Source organism: Geodermatophilus sp. SYSU D01119 (assembly GCF_054049975.1).
In genome coordinates, this window is sequence record NZ_JBJGYL010000026.1 from 1 (window position 1) to 19,904 (window position 19,904).

The following is a 19,904-nucleotide window of genomic DNA, read 5'->3' on the forward strand; positions in this document are numbered from 1 at the left end:
CCCCCCCCCCCCCCCCCCCCCCCCCCCCCCCCCCCCCCCCCCCCCCCCCCCCCCCCCCCCCCCCCCCCCCCCCCCCCCCCCCCCCCCCCCCCCCCCCCCCCCCCCCCCCCCCCCCGGCTCAGGCGGCGGGCGAGGAGTCGCGGTTGACCAGGATCGCCAGCTGCGTGCGGCTGCGGACGCCGAGCCGCCGCATGGACGCCGTCAGGTGGCTCTTGACGGTGGCCAGGCTCAGGAACAGCCGCCGGGCGATCTCCTCGTTGCTCAGCCCCTCGGCGACGAGCTCGGCCACCTCGCGCTGCCGGTCGGTGAGCCGGTCCAGCGGGCGCTGCGGCGGCCCGGCGGCCGCCCCGGGCTCGGCGAGGTAGCGCACCAGCTCGCTGGTGGCCGTGGCGTCGATGGCCGGCTCGTGCCGGGACAGCGCGCGCACGGCCTCGACCAGGCGCGCCGCGCACGCCCGCCGGGGCAGGTAGCCGCGCACCCCGGCGCGCAGGACCTCCACCAGCTCGCCGCACGGGTCCTCGCGCTGCTCGGCGAGCACGAGCACCGCCGTCCCCTGCCGGCACAGGTCGCGCAGCAGCGGCAGCGTGCTGCCCTCCACGAGCCCCTGGCGGGCGACGACCACCTGGGTGGGCACCTGTGCGGTGGCCGCCAGCGCGCCGGGCAGCGAGGCGGTCTCGGCGACGACGGCGATGTCGGGCTCGGCCTCGAGCACCACCCGCAGGCCCAGCCGGAACACCTCCTGGTCCTCGCAGAGGAGCACCCGCACCAGGTGCGACGGCGGCCGGGCCAGCGTCGGCCGGACCGGCCGGGGCAGCGGCCGCGGGCGCGGCGGTGCGGCACCGCCGGGCGCGGAGGCGGTCGGTCCGTGCGGCCGGTGCACGCGCGGGCCCTGCCGGATCGGGACGTCGTCGGGCATGTCGTTCCCCCCTGTCCGGCCGGCGACCGGGTCCGGGGACCGGGATCTCCGGTCCGACCGGATCCGCCCGTCGGGACGGACCAGCCTGAACAGTCCTGCGTCACCCCCGTGAGGACCGGATCGTGCACGGGGTCACAGCGGGCGTCCAGGCAGTTGCCAGGGAGTTGCGCGAGTCTCCGGGGCCGCTGGCCCGCCCCGCACCCAGCGTGACGACCCGACCACGGAAGTCATCCCCCCACGGGCCCGGCCTCCCGGCCCGGCCCCGGCCGCGCGACGCGGTTGACGTGGATGGCCAGTTGGGTGCGGTCGCGCAGGCCGAGCCGGCGCAGGGCGACGGTGATGTGGCCCTTCACCGTGGCGCGGCTGACCTGCAGCCGGGTGGCGATCTCGGCGTTGGTCAGCCCCTCGGCCACCAGCTCCGACACCGCCTGCTGCCGCGCGGTCAGCGGGTTGTGCCCGCCGGGACCCAGGGCGCCGGGACGGGCGCCGTCGAGGCGGGTGAGCAGCTCCCCGGTCACCGCGGCGTCGAGGAGGGTCTCCCCGCGCAGCACCGCGCGCACGCCCTCGACGAGCCGGTCGGGGCTCACCGTCGTGTGCAGGTAGCCCCGCGCCCCGGCCCGCAGCGCCTCCACCAGGTCGCCGCTGCTGCCGGCCTCCCCGAGGAGCAGGACCTGCGTGCCGGTCGCGGTCAGCGCCCGCACCAGGTCGGGGATCCCCGCACCCCCGGTGCCCAGGCCCACGAGGGTGACCTCCGGGGACAGGTCGGCGGCGAGGACCAGCGCCTCGCGGGCGTCCCCGGCCTCGGCGACGACGTGCAGGTCGGTCGCCCAGCGCAGCACCGCACGCAGCCCGTGCCGCAGCACCTCGTGGTCGTCGCAGACGAGGACCGAGGCCGGGGCGTCGTCCGTCGAGGACCCTCCCCGGGGCCCGGGGGCCCCGCTGTCCGGCTCGCCGCCCATGCGTCCGCTCCGCTCGGTCGGGTTCCCCGCGCCTGTCGCCCGGAGCCGGACGCTAGCGACGGAACGGGACGGTCCGCCACAACCGGCGGCCTCGCCGCGCGGGGCGAGGCCGGCGATTCATACCCGGGTCGCGGTCCGCGCGGGCCGGAGGGCGGGTGCGCACCGGTCCCCCGGCGCTGGACCGGGAGGCGGGGGCGCCCCCTCCTCCGAGCGCCCACCCCGGCGACCGGCCCCCTCCACCGGCGGGCGGGCACCGGAAACCCGACCCGTGGCCGGTGCCCGGGCCCGCGGCGCGGTCCTAGCGTCGCCCGGCATCCGTCCCCGGCCGGCCCGCCCGCGGCCGGCCCGCAGCGACGCTGGAGTGCCCGTGCACCAGACGATGATCATCGCGAGGATGACCCCGGCCGACGCCGGCCGGGTCGCCGACGTCTTCGCCCGGTCCGACGCGACGTCGATGCCGCACGAGATCGGGGTGCGGCACCGCTCGCTCTTCACGTTCCACGAGCTCTACGTCCACCTCATCGAGTTCGACCGCCCGCCGGCCGAGGCGATGCGGGTGGCGCAGTCGCTGCCGGCCTTCCGGTCGGTCAGCGAGGAGCTGCGGCCCTACATCGCCGCCTACGACCCGGGCTGGCGCTCACCGCAGGACGCGATGGCGCGGCGGTTCTACGAGTGGTCGGCGGACCGGCCGTGACCGCGACGACCCCGGCGCGCCGGCCGGCCGCGGCGCCCCGTCCCGCGGACTGGGTGAGCTGCCCGGGCTGCGGCTGGCTGCTGTACCGCAAGCGGCTCGAGCGGAACCTGTCGGTCTGCCCCGAGTGCGACCACCACCTGCGGCTGGGCGCGCGGGCCCGGATCGAGCTGCTGGCCGACGCCGGGTCGTTCACCGAGCAGGCCTGCCCGCCCGGGACGCCGGACCCGCTGGCGTTCACCGACCTGCGCGACTACCCCGACCGGCTGGCGGAGGCCGCGGCCCGCTCCGGCGAGACCGAGGCCGTCGTCACCGGCACCGCCCGCATCGGCGGGACCGCGGTGGTGCTGGCCGCGATGGACTTCGGGTTCCTCGGCGGCAGCATGGGCGTGGAGGTGGGCCGGCGGGTGAGCGCCGCGGCCGACCTGGCGGTGGAGCAGCGGCTCCCCCTGGTCACCGTGTGCGCCAGCGGCGGCGCCCGGATGCAGGAGGGCGTGCTCTCGCTGTTCCAGATGGCGCGCGCCGGGCAGGCCTACGCCCGGCTGCGCGAGGCCGGGCTGCTGTCGGTGTGCGTGCTCACCGACCCCACCTACGGCGGGGTGTCGGCGTCCTTCGCCACGCTGGCCACCGTCCTGGTGGCCGAGCGCGGCGCGCACGTCGGGTTCGCCGGGCCGCGGGTGGTGCGGGAGACCATCCGCGCCGAGCTGCCCGCTGACTTCCAGACCGCGGAGTTCCTCCTGGCCCACGGGCTGGTCGACCGGGTGGAGGGCCGCGCCGAGCTGCGCCCGCTGCTCACCCGGCTGCTGCGCCTGCACGCGCGTCCCGTCCCGGACGCGCCCGCTCCCGTCGCCGCGCCGGCGCCCGTCCTGCGGGAGTCCGACCCGTGGGACGTCGTCCAGCGGGCGCGGGTGGCCGAGCGGCCGACGACGCTGGACCACCTCGCCGGCTTCGACGACTTCGTCGAGCTGCACGGGGACCGCACCCACGCCGACGACGCGGCCGTCGTCGGCGGCGTCGCCTCGCTCGGCGGCCGCACGGTGGTGGTGATCGGCCACGAGAAGGGCCACACCGTGCGCGAGCGGGTGACCCGCAACTTCGGCATGCCGCACCCCGAGGGCTACCGCAAGGCGATGCGGCTCATGGCGCACGCCGAGGCCGCGGGCCTGCCGGTGGTCACGCTCGTGGACACCCCCGGCGCCCACCCGGGACCGGAGGCCGAGGAGCGCGGCCAGTCGCACGCCATCGCCGAGACGATCATGCGCAGCAGCCGGCTGCGGGTGCCGGTGGTCGCCGTCCTCACCGGCGAGGGCGGCAGCGGCGGCGCGCTGGCGCTGTGCACGTCCGACCGGCTGCTGGTCAGCGAGAACGCCTACCTGTCGGTGATCAGCCCCGAGGGCTGCGCGGCGATCCTGTGGCGGACGGCGTCGGCGGCCCCCGCCGCGGCCCGGGCGATGCGGCTGGGCGCCGGCCACCTGCTGGCCAGCGGGATCGCCACCTCGGTGGTGCCCGAGCCGCCCGGCGGGGCGCACGCCGACCCCGCGGAGGCCACGCGCCTGGTCCGCGAGGCCGTGGCCGCCGAGCTCGACGAGCTGTGCCGGCTCGACGTCGGCACGCTGCTCGCCCGGCGGGCCCGCCGGCTGTCGCGGATCGGCGGCGAGGACACCCGCCCGCTGCACGTGGTCGCCCCGGGGGGTGGCGGACGTGCGGCCCGCTGAGCTGCCGCCGCGGGCCGACGGCGGGGCCGACGCCGACCTCCCGGGGAGCGGGGTGCGGTCGCTGCAGGAGGAGGTCGTCGACCTCGCGCGCGCGCTGCCCGGCCCGCTGCGCCGGCTCACCGTGCGCAGCGGCGACCGGGCGGTGGAGGTCGAGTGGGCCGAGGCGCCGGCGCCCGCCCTCTCCCCGGCCCCGGCGCCGCAGGGCGGGCTGACCGCGGTCGCCCCCGCGCCGGCCGACCCCGGCCCGGAGCCCGAGGTGCCCGAGGGCACGGTCGCCGTCCGGGCGCCGCTGGTGGGCACCTTCTACGTCGCGCCCTCCCCCGGCGCCGAGCCGTTCGTGCGGGTCGGCGACGAGGTGGAGGCCGGCCAGACGCTCGGGATCGTCGAGGCGATGAAGCTGATGAACCCGATCCTCGCCGACACCGCCGGGGTGGTCGCCGAGATCCGGGCCGGCGACGCGGAGTCCGTCGAGTACGACCAGGTCCTGCTGCTGCTCCGGCCGCCCGGGGGCGCCCGGTGATCGCCCGGCTGCTCATCGCCAACCGCGGCGAGATCGCCGTCCGGGTGGCCCGCGCCTGCCGGGAGCTCGGCATCGAGGTGGTCGCCGTCCACTCGACCGCCGACCGGCGCTCCGCCGTCGTCGAGATGGCCGACGAGGCCGTGCACATCGGCCCGCCGGCCCCGCGGGCGAGCTACCTGCACGTGCCCAACGTGGTGGAGGCGGCGCTGCGCAGCGGCGCCGACGCCGTCCACCCCGGCTACGGGTTCCTCTCGGAGGACCCCGACTTCGCCGAGATCTGCGAGACCGAGGGGCTGACCTTCGTCGGCCCGCCCCCGGAGGTCATGCAGCAGGTGGGCAACAAGGCGACGGCGCGGCGCCTCATGGCCGCGGCCGGGCTCCCGCTGCTGCCCGGCGTCGTCGACCCGGTGCGCACCGCCGAGGAGGGGCAGGCCGTCGCCGACGAGATCGGCTACCCGGTGATCATCAAGGCCGCGGCCGGCGGCGGCGGGCGCGGCATGACGGTGGTGCGGGACCCGGCCGACTTCGCCGAGGCCTTCACCACCACCCGGGCCGTCGCCCGGGCGGTGTTCCGCGACCCCGCCGTCTACGTCGAGCGCTACCTCTCCGGCGCCCGGCACGTCGAGGTGCAGGTGCTGTGCGACCAGCACGGCGCGGGGGTGTACCTCGGCGAGCGGGACTGCTCGCTGCAGCGCCGCCACCAGAAGCTGCTGGAGGAGGGCCCGGCCGGGCACCTGACGCCGGAGCAGCGGGCCGCGCTCGGGGAGATGGCGGTCCGCGGCGCGCTGTCGGTCGGCTACACCGGCGCCGGCACCGTGGAGTTCCTCGTCGACGACGCCGGCCGCGCGTACTTCATGGAGATGAACGCCCGCATCCAGGTCGAGCACCCGGTGACCGAGCTGCTCACCGGCATCGACCTGGTGCGCGAGCAGCTGCTGGTGGCCGGCGGGGAGCCGCTGCGGCTGCGCCAGGAGGACGTCGTCGTCCGCGGTGCGGCGGTGGAGTGCCGGATCAACGCCGAGGACCCCGCCCGCGGGTTCGCCCCGGCACCCGGCCGGCTCGACGTGCTGCGCGTCCCCGACGGTCCCTGGACCCGCTTCGACACCGGCTACCGGCAGGGCGACGAGGTCAGCCCGCACTACGACTCGCTGCTCGGCAAGCTCGTCGTCTGGGCGCCCGACCGCGAGCAGGCGCTGCGCCGGATGGACCGGGCGCTGGCCGAGCTGCGCGTCGAGGGCCCGGGCGTGCACACCACCACCGCCCTGCACCGTGCGCTGCTGCGCGACCCCGACGTGCGCGCCGACCGGCACGACGTCCAGTTCCTCGACCGCCGGCTGCCCGACCTGCTGGTCCGCGCCGCCGCGATCGCCGCGTGCCCCGAGCCGGCGCTGCCCGCGCTGCGCGGGCCGCTGCACCTCGTCCCGGACGGCGAGCCCGCCGTGCCGGCCGACCCGCACCACCGTCCCGAGGAGGACACCGTCATGCCCTTCAGCCAGTCCGACCTCATGCAGCTGCTCACCGAGAAGGCGGGCCTGCCGCAGGAGGCGCACACCACCGACCCCGACGCCCGCTTCGCCGACGTCGGCCTGGACTCCCTGGCGTTCCTGTCCATGCAGACCGAGCTGCACGACCGGTTCGGCACGACGATGCCCGACGACGACCCGGAGGCGTACACCTTCGGCGAGATCGTCGAGACCGTCCGCGCGGCCGCCTCCCAGCCGGCGTGAGGCGCCCGCGATGACCACCACCGACAGCCCGTCGACCCTGACCGTCGGGCACACCGACAACTCGATCGTCATCGACGCCGACATCGACCACGTGTGGGCGATGACCAACGACCTCGCGTCGTGGCCTGACCTGTTCACCGAGTACCGCTCGGTGGAGATCCTGGAGTCCACCGACACCTGGTTCCGGTTCCGGTTGACCATGCACCCCGACGAGTCGGGGCGGACGTGGAGCTGGGTGTCCGAGCGGACCCTCGACCCGGCCGCGCGCGAGGTGCGCGCCCGCCGCGTGGAGCCCGGCCCGTTCGAGCACATGGACATCCACTGGACCTACACGCCCGAGGGCGGCGCCACCCGGATGCGCTGGGTGCAGGACTTCCGGATGCGGCCGGAGGCGCCGATCGACACCGAGGGGATGACCCGCCGGATCGACGCCAACAGCAAGGTCCAGATGTCGGTCATCAAGCAGAAGGTCGAGGCGGCGGCCGCCACCGCGCGGGGGGCCGAGGGGTGACCGCGGCGCGGGGTCCCGCCGTCGTCCTCCCCGGTGAGGACGGCTCCCGGCCCGGGATGGTCGACCCGTGGCTGGCCGACCCGGTGGCCGCGTCCACCGTGACCGGGGTCGACGCCGTCGTCGGCCGCGACGTCGCCGCCTGGTGGCGGGACCCCGCGACCGCACCCGACCCCGTCGCGGCCCACCTCGAGGTGGTCGTGGCCGGGGTCGCCGGCTTCCGCAGCCTCACCGCCCGGGGCCTGGACCCCGTCGCGGTGGCCGGCCACGGCGTCGGCGAGTTCGCCGCGCTGGCCGCCGCCGGCGCCCTGCCGCTGGAGCAGGTGGTGGAGCTGGTGCACTGGCGCGCCGAGCTCCTCTCGCTGGCCCCGCGGCCGTCCTGCGCCGGGCAGGCGGCAGTCCTCGGCCCGGGCGCCGCGGCGATCGCGGCCGCCGCCGTGGCGGTCGCCGGGGCCGGCGGGCCGCTGTGCATCGCCTCCCTCGACGCGCCGGAGCGGGCCGTGCTGGCCGGTGGGCGGGCCGAGCTCGCGCACGCCGGTGAGCTGGTCCGCGCCGCGGGGCTGGAGCTGGTGCGGCTGCCCGGCCGGGCACCCTGCCACGGGGCGCTGGTCCGCCCGGTGGCCGACCACCTCGCCGCGGCGCTCGCCGACCTCGAGTGGTCGGCGCCCGCCCTGCCCGTCGTCCCCAACGCCGACCCCGTGCCCACCCGCGACCCGGACCGGCTGGCCGCGGCCCTGCGCCGCCACCTCACCGCGCCCGTGCTGTGGGAGGCCACCGCGCACGCGCTCGCGGACCTGGGCGCGACGGCGCTGGTCGAGATCGGTGCCGAGCCGCTGGTCGGCCCGTGGGCGGCGCAGACCGTCCCCGGCCTGCCCGTCCGCCTGGTGAGCGGGCCCGTCCCGCCCGTCCCCGGCGCCGTCCCCGGACCCGCGCTCGCGGGGTCCGTGCCCGTCCGACCGCCCGTGCCCGCCTGACCGCCCCGTGCCCGCACATCGAGGAGAACCATGACGACCATCCAGCACGCGCCGGCGACGCCGACGCGGTGCGGCCCCACCGTCTCCCGCGCCGACACCCCGCCCAACCGCCGGCGCGGCGGGGACATCCGGGTGCTGCTGTCCCCGGCCAGCGTCGGCTCCACCGCCGGGTTCATGGGGACGCTGACCCTCGAGCCCGGCGAGGTGGTGACCGAGCACTGGCACCCGTACTCGGAGGAGTTCCTCTACTGCTCGGCCGGCGACGTCCTGGTCACCCTCGACGGCGAGCCCCGGCGGCTGGTCGCGGAGTCGGCGGTGCACATCCCGGTCGGGGTGCGGCACCGCATCGTCAACGACTCCGCGACGACGGCCGAGTTCGTCTTCCTGTGCGGCCCGCTCGCGCCGCGGCCCGAGCTCGGCCACGTGGACACCGAGCTCCCCCCGGGCGTCCGGTGAGCACCGGCCGGCGGCGGGTCGTCGTCACCGGGATCGGGGTGGTCGCCCCCGGGTCGATGGGCCGCGAGGGCTTCTGGGACATGATCACCGCGGGCCGGACGGCGACCCGCCGCATCACCTTCTTCGACCCGGCGCGCTTCCGCTCCCAGGTGGCCGCGGAGGTCGACTTCGACGGGCGGAAGCTGGGCCTCACCGCGCACGAGGTGTTCCGCACCGACCGCTTCGTGCAGATGGCGATGGTCGCCGCCGACGAGGCGGTGGCCGACAGCGGGCTGGCGTTCGGCGCCGACGACGGGCCCGACCCCGACCGGGTCGGGGTGACGCTGGGCAGCGCCGTCGGGGCCACGATGCGGCTGGAGCAGGAGTACGTGTCGGTCAGCGACGCCGGCCGGCTGTGGGAGGTCGACCCCCGCTACGCCTCCCGCTTCCTCGCCTCCGCGCTGGTGCCCAGCTGTGGCGCCACGGAGCTCGCGGTGCGCTTCGGCGCCCACGGGCCGGCGACCGTGGTCTCGACCGGCTGCACGTCGGGCATCGACGCCGTCGGGTACGGCGCGCAGCTGGTGGAGGACGGCGACGCCGACGTCGTGATCGCCGGGGCCAGCGACGCGCCGATCTCGCCCATCTCGATGGCCTGCTTCGACACCATCCGGGCGACCACCGACAGCAACGACGACCCCGAGCACGCGTCCAAGCCGTTCGACGCGCGGCGCAACGGGTTCGTCATGGGCGAGGGCGCGGCGGTGCTGGTGCTGGAGGAGCTCGGTCGCGCCCGGGCGCGCGGCGCGGAGGTGTACTGCGAGGTCACCGGCTACGCCAACCGCTGCAACGCGTTCCACATGACCGGCCTCAAGCCCGACGGCACCGAGATGGCCGAGGCGATCACCGTCGCGCTCGGCCAGGGCCGCACCGACCCCGGCGAGGTCGGCTACGTCAACGCGCACGGCTCGGGCACCAAGCAGAACGACCGGCACGAGACGGCGGCGGTCAAGAAGAGCCTGGGCCCGGCCGCCGGGACGGTGGCGATGAGCTCGATCAAGTCGATGGTCGGTCACTCGCTCGGCGCGATCGGGGCGATCGAGGTGGCCGCCACGGCGCTCGCGGTGCAGCGCGGCGTGCTGCCGCCGACGGCGAACTACGAGGTGCCCGACCCCGAGTGCGACCTGGACTACGTGCCGCGGACCGCGCGCGAGCAGAAGGTCGACGTCGCGATCTCGGTGGGCAGCGGGTTCGGCGGGTTCCAGTCGGCGATCGTGCTCGCGAGCCCCACGCGGAGGGAGTCGTGACGGGGCTGCTGGTCACCGGGATCGGCGTCGTCGCCCCCACGGGGGTCGGCGTCGAGCAGCACTGGGCGTCGCTGGTCCGCGGCGAGCCGGCGATCCGGCCCGTCGAGGGCTTCGACTCGGCGCGCTACGGCGTCCCGCTCGCCGGGCAGGTGCGCGACTTCGTCCCGGCCGACCACGTGTCCCCGCAGCTCATGGTGCAGACCGACCGGTGGACGTGGATGTCCCTGGCCGCGGCGACGCTGGCCGCCGAGGACGGCGGCTACACCGCGCCGGAGGACGTCTACGCGACGTCGGTGTTCCTCGCCTCGGGCTCGGGCGGCAACGAGTTCAGCCAGCACGAGATCCAGGGGCTGTGGGCGAAGGGGCCCCGGTCGGTGGGCGCCTACCAGTCGATCGCCTGGTTCTACGCCGCCTCCACCGGCCAGGTGTCCATCCGCGACGGGTTCAAGGGGCCCTCCGGCGTCGTCGTCAGCGAGGGGGCCGGCGGGCTGGACAGCATCGGCTGGGCCCGGCGGGTGGCCCGCCGGGGCACGCCCGCGGTGCTGGTCGGCGGCACCGAGGCGGGGCTGTGCCCGTACGCGGTGCTGTGCCAGGCCACCGGCGGGCGGCTGTCGTCGGCCGGGCGTCCCGAGGACGCCTACCTGCCCTTCGACCGGCGGGCCAACGGGCACGTCGTGGGCGAGGGCGGGGCGATCCTGCTGCTGGAGGAGGCGGGAGCGGCCGCCGCGCGCGGCGCGTCGCGGGTGTGGGGCGAGGTGGCCGGCTACGCGGCCACCCACGACGCCCACCACCACGAGGACCCGGCCCCCGACGCCGTGCAGTACGCGCGGGCGATCCGGCTGTCGCTGGCCGACGCCGGCGTCTCCCCGGACGAGGTGGACCTCGTCATCGCCGACGGCGCCGGCGTGCTCGAGCTCGACCGGCTCGAGCTCGAGGCGCTCGGCGCGGTGTTCGGCGGCCGCGCCACCCCGGTGCCGGTGACCGCGCCGTCGTCGTTCACCGGCCGGCTCATGGCCGGCGGGTCGGCGCTGGACGTGGCGACGGCGCTGCTGGCCATGCGGGACGGGATCGTGCCCGGCACCGCCTTCCTCACCGAGCCGGTCGAGGCGCCGCCCGGGGTCGACCTGGTGACCGCCGGGAGGGTGCAGGACCTGTCCACCGTCGTCGTCCTCGCGCGGGGCGCCGGCGGCTTCAACAGCAGCCTGGTGCTGCGCCGACCCGCTGGAGGAGCGACGTCATGACGACCCTGGAGGAGCGGCCGGCCACCACGCACGACGGCGCGGTGCGCACCCTGCTGCGGATGCGCGTGCGGGAGGGCTGCGAGCAGGCGTTCGAGGAGGCGTGGCGGGAGGCGGCGGCGCGGATCGCGACCGTGCCGGGCAACGTGCGGCAGGAGCTGCTGCGCGACGCCGCCGACCCGCGCACCTTCCTCATCGCCGCCGACTGGGCCGACCGGGCGGCGGTGGACGGCTTCGGCCGGTCGGAGGCCCGCGAGACGCTCACCGCCGCGCTGCGCGACCTGCGCGAGGACGCCGACCGCAGCACGTTCGAGGTGCTCTACGGCATCACCGGCGGCGAGCAGGCCTCGCACGTGCGGGTGGACATCAGCACGAAGGTGGCGCCCGGCGAGGAGGAGGCGTTCGAGCGCGCGTACGCGATCGTCACCGACCGGCTGCGCGGGACGAAGGGGCTGATCCGCGAGGAGCTGCTCCGCGAGCCCGACTCGGACCTCTACCACATCTTCGCCGAGTGGGAGTCCGACGAGGACTTCCGCAACTGGGTGGAGGACCCCTCCCACGCCGACCAGAGCGGGCCGCTGATCCGCTGGCTGTCGGTGTTCTTCCAGCGCAAGCTCTACGAGATCCGGTTCCGCCCGCAGGAGGCCGGCGTGCGCGGGATCCGGGCCGCGGCCGCGCCCCCGGTCCCGGCTCCCGCCCCGGCGGCTCCGGTGGAGGTGCCGGCCCCGCGTCCGGCGGTGTCCGAGCCGGTGACCGCACCGATCGACGTCGGCTCGCTGCCCTCCCCCGTGCCGGCGCCCCCGGCCGCCCGCACCCGGGCGGCGGCGGAGGTGCTGGTGGTCGGCGCCGGGCCCGCCGGGCTGACCGCCGGCATCGAGCTGGCCCGCCGCGGGGTCGCCGTCCGCGTCGTCGACAAGCGGCCGGAGGCCTCCACCCAGGCGGACAAGGCGATCGGCATCCACTGCCGGACGATGGAGATCTGGGAGGACCAGGGCGTCGTCACCGAGGCGATGGACGCCGGCAGCTGGCTCTACGGCCAGACGGTGTTCGTCAACGGCGAGCGGACCCACCAGGTGGACTGGTCTGGCCTGGAGGAGCTGCCCTTCGCCCACCTCGGCCTGCCCCAGTACGAGACCGAGCGCATCCTCACCGGGCGGCTGCGCACGCTCGGCGTCGAGGTGGAGCGCGGGGTCGAGCTCACCGGCTTCACCCAGGACGACGAGGGCGTCACCGCGACGCTCGCCCACCGCTCCGGCGACGTCGAGGCGGCGCGGGCGGCCTACCTCGTGGGTGCCGACGGCGCGTCGAGCGCGGTGCGCGCCCAGCTCGGGCTGCGCTTCGAGGGCGGCCTGTCGATGTTCCCGCAGCTGTTCATGCTCGGCGACGTCGACGTCGACTGGGAGATGCCGCCCGGGCACCTGGTGCGCTGGGTGCGCATCGAGGACGACGGCGACTTCACCGGGATGCTCGTCTGCGTCCCGCTGCGGGGTCGCAACCGCTACCGGGTGGCCACGCTGGCGCCCAAGCGGCTGCAGGAGACGATCGGCACCGGCGTCGTCCCGCCCGGGTTCTGGAAGGAGTACGACCCGCCGGGGCTGGCCGACATCCAGGCCGCCATCGACGACCTCGGCCCGGCCGGGACGACGGCGAGCAACCTGCGCTGGTCGTCGATCTTCCGGATCAAGCACGGCATCGTCGACCGCTACCGCGAGGGCCGGGTGTTCGTGGCCGGCGACGCCGCGCACCTGCACCCGCCGGCCGGCGGGCAGGGCATGAACACCGGCATCCAGGACGCGTGGAACCTGTCGTGGAAGCTGGCGCTGGCCGTCCGCGGGCAGGCCTCGCCCGGCCTGCTCGACAGCTACGACGCCGAGCGGCGCCCGGCGGGCAAGGCGATCGTCGACCGGGCCGTGGCCATCGCGTTCACCGACGAGATGGACATGGAGGACGAGAAGGCGCAGTTCCTGCTCGAGATGCAGATGACCATGAACTACGCCGGCAGCCCGCTGGTGGGCGAGGACGCCGGCCGGCCGGGCGCGCGCGACGGGTTCGACGGCGGACCGGAGCCGGGCCACCGGGCGCCGGACGTGACGGGGCTGCGCCGGTTCGGCGTCGCGCACGACCTGCGGGTCTTCGACCTCACCCGCGGGACGCACGCGACGCTGCTGCTCTCCGCCGACGACACCGCCGACCCCGGCGCGCTGGAGGAGCTGGCCGCGGCGGTCCGGCGGGACACCCGCGGGCAGGTGCGGCCGTACCTGGTGCTCGCACCGGGCACCGCCGTCCCGCCGCTGGTGGAGCTGCCGGTGCTCACCGACCCCGGCGGCGGCTTCCGGGCGGCCTACGGGATCACCGGCGCCGGCACGGCCGCCTACGTCGTCCGGCCCGACGGGCACGTCGGGTTCCGCGCCCGCCCGGTGCGGGAGGACACGCTGCGCGAGCACCTGGCCGGCGTCTACGCGCTCTGATCCCCCTGTCCCCGTCCGTCCCTCCCGGCACACCACGGCGCCGGGAGGGACGCGGGTGTGGCGTGCACCACTACGGTCCGCCCCATGACCACGGCCCGGCGCCTGCTCCGGCGGCTCCGGGTGGCGCTCGTCCCCGGGGGTGGGCAGGCGCTGGCGCTGGCCGCGCTCGCCGCGCTGCTGGCCGCGGCGGTGGTGTCGGCGCCGCTGTTCCTCGCCGCCGCGGAGGAGGGTGCCTGGCTCGGCGAGCGCGCCCGCACCGACGAGGCCGACCTCGGGATCGTCCTGGACACCACCACGGTGCCGACGAGCGGCGCGCCCTCCCCCGCCCGGATCGGCCGCGCCGGCGAGCTCGACCAGGGCGTGACCGACGCCGTCGCCGCCGCCGGGCTGCCCGGCCCGCGGCTGCAGGTCCGCCTGCGCGAGCCGCTGGTCACCGACGGCCCCGGGGGCGTCACGACGCTGGAGATGCTCTCGCGCGCCGGGTGGGAGGAGCAGGTCGAGTTCGTGGCCGGCGGCCCCGGCGACGGCGTCGCCGTCCCCCGCCGGCTCGCCGAGACCACCGGCCTCGCGCTGGGCGGGGTGCTCGAGGCGACGTCGGCGGAGGGGCTGCCGGTGTCGCTGCCGGTGACCGGCGTCTACGCCGAGCCGGCCGCGCCCCTGCCCGCGTACTGGGCCGAGCAGGCGTCGCTGTTCCTGCCGCGCGTCCGCAAGGTCACCGGGCTGCCGATCCCCCGCCCGCCGGTGCTGCTCGCGCCCCGGGAGGTCGTCCTCGACACCGCGACGGGCCTGCAGGTCGACCTCTTCCTGCAGTGGCGGGTGGCGGTCCCCGACGGCATCGGCACCGACGGTGCGCGCGACGTCCTCGGCCGCGTCGACGACCTCCGGGACGCCCTGGCCGACCCCGCCTCCCCGGTCGCCCGGCTCACCGCGCAGGAGGACGTCGCCCGGCCCACGCCGCGCAGCGGGCTCGGGGACGCGCTGGTCGCCGTCGACGACACCGTCGGGCTGCTGCGCTCACCGGTCCGGGCGGTCGGCGCGGGCGCGGGCCTGACCGCGCTCGTGCTGGTCGGCGCCTGGGCCGGGCACCGGGTGCGGCGCCGGGAGGACGAGCTGCGGCTGCTGCTGGCCCGCGGCGGCTCCCCCGCGCGGGCGGCCGGGCAGGCGGTGCGCGAGGCGGTGCTGCCGGTGCTCGCGGGAACGGCGGCCGGCGCGGCGGCGGGCTGGCTGCTCGTGCGGCAGTTCGGGCCGGCGCCGCGCTTCCCCGCGGGCACGCTGCCGCCCGTGGCCGCGGTCCTCGCCGCCGGTGCGCTGGCCGGTCTCGCCGTCCTCGCCGTCACCTCCGCGCTGCTCGTCGCCCGGCTCGACCGCGGCGGCCGCCCCGCGCCCGCGCGGCTGCCCTGGCTGGCGGTCACCGCCGCGGTCACCGCCGTCGTGGCGGTGCCTGCGGTGGCGGGCGCCGATCCCAGGGGCGGCGACGGCGGGGGCGGCGGCGGGCTCGGCGTGCTGCCGCTGCTCCTGCCGCTGCCGGTGGCCGCCGTCGTCGCGGGCCTGCTGACCGCCGGGCTGTCCCGGCTCGGCCGGGGCGCCGGGCGCCGGCTGCCCGCGCCCGCCTTCCTGGCGGTGCGCCGCGTGGCCGCCGCGAGCGGCACCAGCCGGCTGGTCGTGGTCACGACGGCGGTGTCGCTCGCCCTGGTCGTGCACGCCACCACGCTCGCCGGGTCGGCCGAGCGCACGATGGACGCGAAGGCGGTGGTCGCGGCCGGCGCGGAGACCGTCGTCCCGCTGCTGCGGCGCACCGACGAGCCCGGACCCGTTCCCGCGGGAACGGCGCTCGTGTCCACGGAGACCGGCGTGACGCTCTCGCCCGGCGACCTCGACGCCGACCTGCTGGCCCTCGACCCCGCCGAGGCGGCCGGGGTGCTGCGCTGGGACGACGGCCTCGCCGACCGGCCGCTGCGCGACGTGCTCGACGCCCTCGCCGCCCACCGCGGGGACCGGGTGCCGGTGCTGCTCGCCGGCCCCCTCCCCGACGACGCGCTCGGCGTGCCCGGCACCGACCTCGTGCTCACCCGCGTGCGCTCCTACACCCTGCCCGTGGAGGTGGTCGGGCGGGTGGCCGCGTTCCCGGGGCAGCCGTCGCGGACGCCGCTGGTGGTCGCCGACCGGGACGCGGTCGAGGCCGTGCTCGCGGCGGGCGGGCGCGACCCGGTGCAGCTGCTCGACCGGCAGGTGTGGGCCGGGACCCCGCCCGCGGTCCTGCTGCCGGAACTGGAGGCCGGCGGGCACGCCTTCGACCGCGAGGAGGTGACGACGGCCGGCGCCTTCGCCGCCCGCCCCGCCGCGCGGGCGCAGCTGTGGTCGCTGGAGTACCTGCGCGCCGTCGGGCTGGCCGCCGGGGCGCTGGGCCTGCTCGGCGTGGTGCTGCACGCCCTCGCCCAGCAGCGGCGGCGCCGGGTGGCCGCGGTGCTGCTCGCCCGGGCCGGGCTGCGGCGGCGGTCGGCCGACCTCGCGGTGGCGCTGGAGACCGGCCTGCTGGCCGGGCTCGGCGCCGCGGTGGCGGTCGCGGTGGCGCTGCCGGCGTCCGCCCTGGTGGTGCGGCTGCTGGACCCCGACCCGCAGGTGCTGCCCGGGCCCGTGCTGGCGGTGCCGGCGGGCACGCTCGCCGTCGTCGCGGCTGGGGTGGCGGCCGTCGCCGGGGTGGCCGCGGTACTGGCCGCCCGCGCCCGCCGGACCGCCGACGCCGGGCTGGTGGTGCGCGGTGCGCCGTGACGCGGCGGCCGCCCGCTGCGAGGGGCTGGTCCGGATCTACCCGTCGCCGAGCGGGGAGGTGCACGCGCTCAAGGGCGTGGACGTCGTCGTCCCCGCCGGGCGGCTGACCGCGGTGACCGGCCCGTCGGGATCGGGGAAGAGCTCGCTGCTGCGGATCCTCGCCGCGCAGGACCGGCCCACGGCGGGCGTGGCGGAGGTGGCCGGCACGTCGCTGGCCGGCCTGTCCGCGCGGCGGCTGCGGGCGCTGCGCCGCCGGGAGATCGGCTACGTCTTCCCGCGTCCCGGGCAGAACCTGCTGCCGCACCTCACCGGCACCGAGCACCTGGTGCTGGCCGGGCGGCTGCGCGGGATGGGCCGCCGGGAGGCGGCGCGGCAGGGCGCGGAGCTGCTCGACGTCCTGGGCCTGGCCGACCGCGCGGGGCACCTGCCGGCCGAGCTCTCCGGTGGCGAGCAGCAGCGGCTGGCGCTGGCCCAGGCGGTGCTCGGCCGGCCGGCGCTGGTGGTGGCCGACGAGCCGACCAGCGAGCTGGACTCCGCGACGACGGAGCAGTTGCTCGCCGCGGTCGCCGAGCTCACCCGCGACGGCACGAGCGTCGTCATGGCCACCCACGACCCGCAGGCCGCGGCCGCCGCCGACCGGGTGGTGCACCTGCGGTCGGGCGCGGTGGCGCACGAGGAGGTGGCCGGGCGCCGGCTCGCGGTGGTCGACGGCGAGGGCCGGGTGCAGCTGCCCGAGGAGGCCCTGGCGCGGTTCCCGGACCGGCGGGTCGCCGTCGAGCTCACCGCCGACGGCGTGCTGTTGAGGGAGCCGTGATGGCGGGCGTCCCCGCGGCCGGCGTGCCCTCGGCGGGCGGCGCCGCGCTGCGCGGCGCCGGCCTGTACCGGACCCACCGGCGCGGCCGCGAGGAGGTGCACGCGCTGCGCGGCGTCGACGTCGCCGTCGCCCCGGGCGAGGTCGTGGCGCTGCTGGGCCGCTCCGGGTCGGGCAAGACGACACTGCTCCACTGCCTCGTCGGCTGGGAGCGCCCCGACCGGGGCGAGGTCACCGTGCCGGGTGCCCGCTCACCGGCCGAGGCCGGCTGGGCCACCCTCGCCGTCGTCCCTCAGCGCCTCGGCCTGCTCGACGAGCTGACCCTCGCCGACAACGTGGCGATGCCGGCGCGGCTCGCGGGCGCCCCCGACCCGCGGGCCGCCGCGCTGGCCGGGCTCGAGCAGCTGGGGCTCGGCGCCCTGGCCGACCGGCTGCCCGACGAGGTCTCCCTCGGCGAGCAGCAGCGCACCGCGCTCGCCCGGGCGCTGGTGCTGCGGCCGGCCTTCCTCGTCGCCGACGAGCCGACCGGCCGGCTCGACCAGGAGCTGTCGGTGCACGTGCTCGGCGTGCTGCGGGCGTGCGCCGACGCGGGCACCGGGGTGCTCGTCGCCAGCCACGACCCCCTGGTCGTCGCGGCGGCCGACCGGGTGGTGCGGCTGTCGGACGGCCGGGTGGTCGGGGCCGGCGACGGCGGCGACGAGGCGGCCGGCTAGCCCGCGCGCAGAGCCGGGTAGTCGGTGTAGCCCTCGGCGCCGGACGCGTAGAACAGGTGCGACCGGATCTCGTTCTCCGGGTGCTCGCCGGCCCAGCGCTCGACCAGGTCGGGGTTGGCGATGGCCGCCCGGCCGACCGCGATGACGTCGGCGTGCGCGGCCTCGATGAGCGACAGCGCCTCGTCGCGGGTGGTCACGCTGCCGAAGCCGCTGTTGGCCATGAGGTGCCCGCCGAAGCGGCGGCGCAGCTCCTGCACGAGGTCGCCGCCCGGCTCGCGGTGCAGCACGGAGAGGTACGCCAGGCCCAGCGGGCGCAGCTGGTCGACCAGCGCGCCGTAGGTGGCGAGGACGTCGTCGCGGTCGGTCTCGAGGGCGTCCTGGATGTCGTGCTCCGGCGAGATGCGCAGCCCCACGCGGCCCGCGCCGATCGCCTCGGCGACGGCGGTGACGACCTCGACCACGAGGCGGGCGCGGTTCTCCGGGGAGCCGCCGTACTCGTCGTCGCGCACGTTGGAGGCCGGCGAGAGGAACTCGTGCAGCAGGTAGCCGTTGGCGCCGTGGATCTCGACGCCGTCGAGGCCGGCCTCGCGGGCCCGCTCGGCGGCGCGCACGAAGTCGCGGACGACGTCGCGGACCTCGTCCGTGGTGAGCGCGTGCGGCACCGGGTAGGCCTGCTTGCCCTTCTCGGTGTGGCCCTCGCCCTGGATGGCGATCGCGCTCGGGGCGACGACGCGGCGGCCGCCGTTGACGTCGGGGTGGGTGACGCGGCCACCGTGCATCACCTGCATGACGATCCGGCCGCCGCGGGCGTGCACGGCGTCGGCGACGCGACGCCAGCCGGCCACCTGCTCGTCGGTGACGATGCCGGGCTGGCCGACGAACGCCTGGGACTCGTGGTTGGGGTAGGTGCCCTCGGTGACGATCAGGCCGATGGAGGCGCGCTGCGCGTAGTGCTCGACGACGAGGTCGCCGGGGACGCCGGACGAGCCGGAGCGCATGCGGGTCAGCGGCGCCATGGCCACGCGGTTGGCGAGCTCGAGGTCGCCGAGGGTCACGGGGGAGAACAGGTCCACGAGGGCTTCCGACACCGGGCGGGGCCTGGATCTTCCGCAGTGCGGGCGGTGTCACACCCGGCACGATGGGCCGGTGAGCCCGCTCGCCGCCGCCGTCGAGGGCTGGTCGCCCGGTCCGGTCACCGACACCGCCGTCGTCGCGCCCGGGCCCGCGGCCGCCTTCGCCGCGCTGCTGGACCGCCCCGCCGACGCGCCCGCCGAGGGCGACCCGCTGCCACTGGGCTGGCACTGGTTCACCTTCGTCGAGCGGCCGGCCAGCGCGGATCTCGGCGAGGACGGCCACCCGCGCGACGGGCACTTCCTCCCGCCGCTGCCGCACCGCCGCCGGATGATCGCCGGCGGCCGGTTCGAGTCCTCGGCCCCGCTGGTCGTGGGCTCGACGGTCGAGCGGACGTCGTCGCTGGCCCGCTGCGAGGTCAAGACCGGGCGCAGCGGCGAGATGCTGCTGGTCACGGTGCGCAGCGAGTTCCGCTCGGCGGGCCGGCTGCTGCTCACCGAGGAGCAGGACGTCGTCTACCGGTCCCAGCCGGGCGGCTCGTTCCCGGCGCCGGCGGGCACGGGGGCGCCGGGTGTGGACGGCGGCCCGTCGGTGGACCTGGTCCCCGACGAGGCACTGCTGTTCCGCTTCAGCGCACTCACCTACAACGCGCACCGCATCCACTACGACGCGCCGTACGCCACCGGCGTCGAGGGCCATCCCGGGCTGGTCGTGCACGGCCCGCTGCTGGCGCTGCTGCTCCTGGAGGTCCCGCGCCGCGCGGTGCTGGAGGCCACCCGGGACCGCTCCACCCGGGGCCGGCCCGCCCCGGACCGGTCCGTCACGTCGTTCGCCCACCGGCTGGTCCGCCCGGTGTACGCGGGCACGCCCGTGCGGGCGACCGGCCGGGCCGAGGGCGAGCGGTGGTCGCTGTCGGCGGGCGCAGCCGGCGGGCCGGCGTCCATCACCGGCACGGCCACCCTCGGGCCGCGCACCTCCTGACGCCCGCGCCGGGACCCGGCGCGTTCCCGCGGGAACGCCTCCGGACCGCTGACCTGCGGTTCTGTCGGTGGCCGCGACTAGCGTCCCGAACACCCGTTCGAGGA

At 77.6% G+C, this 19,904-nt stretch carries 17 protein-coding genes; 14 read left to right on the forward strand and 3 right to left on the reverse strand.

Annotated elements, in window-relative coordinates; all coding sequences use genetic code 11:
- Positions 1 to 118 precede the first annotated feature (118 nt).
- Positions 119 to 916: a LuxR C-terminal-related transcriptional regulator gene (locus tag ACI79X_RS18185; RefSeq protein ID WP_457026820.1), complete on the reverse strand. Its 798-nt coding sequence runs from the start codon at positions 914 to 916 to the stop codon at positions 119 to 121.
- A 227-nt stretch (positions 917 to 1,143) separates the two neighbouring features.
- Positions 1,144 to 1,875 carry a LuxR C-terminal-related transcriptional regulator gene (locus ACI79X_RS18190; RefSeq protein WP_457026821.1) on the reverse strand — a complete coding sequence of 244 codons (732 nt, stop codon included), beginning with the start codon at positions 1,873 to 1,875 and terminating at the stop codon, positions 1,144 to 1,146.
- 379 nt (positions 1,876 to 2,254) lie between these two features.
- On the opposite strand from ACI79X_RS18190, the gene ACI79X_RS18195 reads away from it, so the two are divergent.
- From ACI79X_RS18195 to ACI79X_RS18255, 13 genes are all read left to right on the forward strand, one after another.
- Positions 2,255 to 2,569 carry a TcmI family type II polyketide cyclase gene (locus ACI79X_RS18195; RefSeq protein WP_457026887.1) on the forward strand — a complete coding sequence of 105 codons (315 nt, stop codon included), beginning with the start codon at positions 2,255 to 2,257 and terminating at the stop codon, positions 2,567 to 2,569.
- Entirely contained in the window at positions 2,566 to 4,281 is a 1,716-nt protein-coding gene (gene accA, locus ACI79X_RS18200) for a carboxyltransferase subunit alpha (protein ID WP_457026822.1), read from the forward strand. The genes ACI79X_RS18195 and accA overlap by 4 nt, the downstream gene beginning before the upstream one ends.
- Complete coding sequence (locus ACI79X_RS18205) at positions 4,268 to 4,801, forward strand: acetyl-CoA carboxylase biotin carboxyl carrier protein (RefSeq protein WP_457026823.1); 534 nt, start codon at positions 4,268 to 4,270, stop codon at positions 4,799 to 4,801. The genes accA and ACI79X_RS18205 overlap by 14 nt, the downstream gene beginning before the upstream one ends.
- On the forward strand, positions 4,798 to 6,528 hold the full coding sequence (locus ACI79X_RS18210; RefSeq protein ID WP_457026824.1) for an acetyl-CoA carboxylase biotin carboxylase subunit: 1,731 nt from the start codon (positions 4,798 to 4,800) through the stop codon (positions 6,526 to 6,528). Before ACI79X_RS18205 ends, ACI79X_RS18210 begins: the two co-directional genes overlap by 4 nt.
- Positions 6,529 to 6,538: 10 nt before the next feature.
- The gene (locus ACI79X_RS18215) at positions 6,539 to 7,039 is read left to right on the forward strand and encodes an SRPBCC family protein (RefSeq protein WP_457026825.1); all 501 of its coding nucleotides are present in this window, start codon (positions 6,539 to 6,541) and stop codon (positions 7,037 to 7,039) included.
- A complete protein-coding gene (locus ACI79X_RS18220) occupies positions 7,036 to 8,010 on the forward strand; it encodes an ACP S-malonyltransferase (protein ID WP_457026826.1) in 975 nt (324 codons plus the stop codon). Before ACI79X_RS18215 ends, ACI79X_RS18220 begins: the two co-directional genes overlap by 4 nt.
- A gap of 30 nt (positions 8,011 to 8,040) precedes the next feature.
- Complete coding sequence (locus ACI79X_RS18225; RefSeq protein ID WP_457026827.1) at positions 8,041 to 8,466, forward strand: cupin domain-containing protein; 426 nt, start codon at positions 8,041 to 8,043, stop codon at positions 8,464 to 8,466.
- Positions 8,463 to 9,749: a beta-ketoacyl-[acyl-carrier-protein] synthase family protein gene (locus ACI79X_RS18230; protein ID WP_457026828.1), complete on the forward strand. Its 1,287-nt coding sequence runs from the start codon at positions 8,463 to 8,465 to the stop codon at positions 9,747 to 9,749. The genes ACI79X_RS18225 and ACI79X_RS18230 overlap by 4 nt, the downstream gene beginning before the upstream one ends.
- A complete protein-coding gene (locus ACI79X_RS18235) occupies positions 9,746 to 10,990 on the forward strand; it encodes a beta-ketoacyl synthase N-terminal-like domain-containing protein (protein ID WP_457026829.1) in 1,245 nt (414 codons plus the stop codon). The genes ACI79X_RS18230 and ACI79X_RS18235 overlap by 4 nt, the downstream gene beginning before the upstream one ends.
- Positions 10,987 to 13,455: an FAD-dependent monooxygenase gene (locus ACI79X_RS18240; protein ID WP_457026830.1), complete on the forward strand. Its 2,469-nt coding sequence runs from the start codon at positions 10,987 to 10,989 to the stop codon at positions 13,453 to 13,455. Before ACI79X_RS18235 ends, ACI79X_RS18240 begins: the two co-directional genes overlap by 4 nt.
- 84 nt (positions 13,456 to 13,539) lie before the next feature.
- The gene (locus tag ACI79X_RS18245; protein WP_457026831.1) at positions 13,540 to 16,224 is read left to right on the forward strand and encodes a hypothetical protein; all 2,685 of its coding nucleotides are present in this window, start codon (positions 13,540 to 13,542) and stop codon (positions 16,222 to 16,224) included.
- Positions 16,214 to 17,038: an ABC transporter ATP-binding protein gene (locus tag ACI79X_RS18250; protein WP_457026832.1), complete on the forward strand. Its 825-nt coding sequence runs from the start codon at positions 16,214 to 16,216 to the stop codon at positions 17,036 to 17,038. Before ACI79X_RS18245 ends, ACI79X_RS18250 begins: the two co-directional genes overlap by 11 nt.
- Complete coding sequence (locus ACI79X_RS18255; protein WP_457026833.1) at positions 17,038 to 17,748, forward strand: ABC transporter ATP-binding protein; 711 nt, start codon at positions 17,038 to 17,040, stop codon at positions 17,746 to 17,748. The genes ACI79X_RS18250 and ACI79X_RS18255 overlap by 1 nt, the downstream gene beginning before the upstream one ends.
- On the opposite strand, the gene ACI79X_RS18260 is transcribed toward ACI79X_RS18255, so the two are convergent.
- Positions 17,745 to 18,821: an alkene reductase gene (locus ACI79X_RS18260; protein WP_457026834.1), complete on the reverse strand. Its 1,077-nt coding sequence runs from the start codon at positions 18,819 to 18,821 to the stop codon at positions 17,745 to 17,747. The two genes, ACI79X_RS18255 and ACI79X_RS18260, sit on opposite strands and share 4 nt — an antisense overlap.
- A gap of 73 nt (positions 18,822 to 18,894) precedes the next feature.
- Between ACI79X_RS18260 and ACI79X_RS18265 the strand changes: the two genes are divergently transcribed.
- On the forward strand, positions 18,895 to 19,800 hold the full coding sequence (locus ACI79X_RS18265; protein WP_457026835.1) for a hypothetical protein: 906 nt from the start codon (positions 18,895 to 18,897) through the stop codon (positions 19,798 to 19,800).
- Positions 19,801 to 19,904 lie beyond the last annotated feature (104 nt).

Excerpts from the sequence above, each read along its gene's own strand:
- ACI79X_RS18215 (WP_457026825.1), top strand. The coding sequence starts at position 6,539 with ATGACCACCACCGACAGCCCGTCGACCCTGACCGTCGGGCACACCGAC.
- ACI79X_RS18240 (WP_457026830.1), top strand. The coding sequence starts at position 10,987 with ATGACGACCCTGGAGGAGCGGCCGGCCACCACGCACGACGGCGCGGTG.
- ACI79X_RS18185 (WP_457026820.1), bottom strand. The coding sequence starts at position 916 with ATGCCCGACGACGTCCCGATCCGGCAGGGCCCGCGCGTGCACCGGCCG.
- ACI79X_RS18190 (WP_457026821.1), bottom strand. The coding sequence starts at position 1,875 with ATGGGCGGCGAGCCGGACAGCGGGGCCCCCGGGCCCCGGGGAGGGTCC.
- ACI79X_RS18255 (WP_457026833.1), top strand. The coding sequence starts at position 17,038 with ATGGCGGGCGTCCCCGCGGCCGGCGTGCCCTCGGCGGGCGGCGCCGCG.
- ACI79X_RS18195 (WP_457026887.1), top strand. The coding sequence starts at position 2,255 with ATGATCATCGCGAGGATGACCCCGGCCGACGCCGGCCGGGTCGCCGAC.
- ACI79X_RS18225 (WP_457026827.1), top strand. The coding sequence starts at position 8,041 with ATGACGACCATCCAGCACGCGCCGGCGACGCCGACGCGGTGCGGCCCC.
- ACI79X_RS18245 (WP_457026831.1), top strand. The coding sequence starts at position 13,540 with ATGACCACGGCCCGGCGCCTGCTCCGGCGGCTCCGGGTGGCGCTCGTC.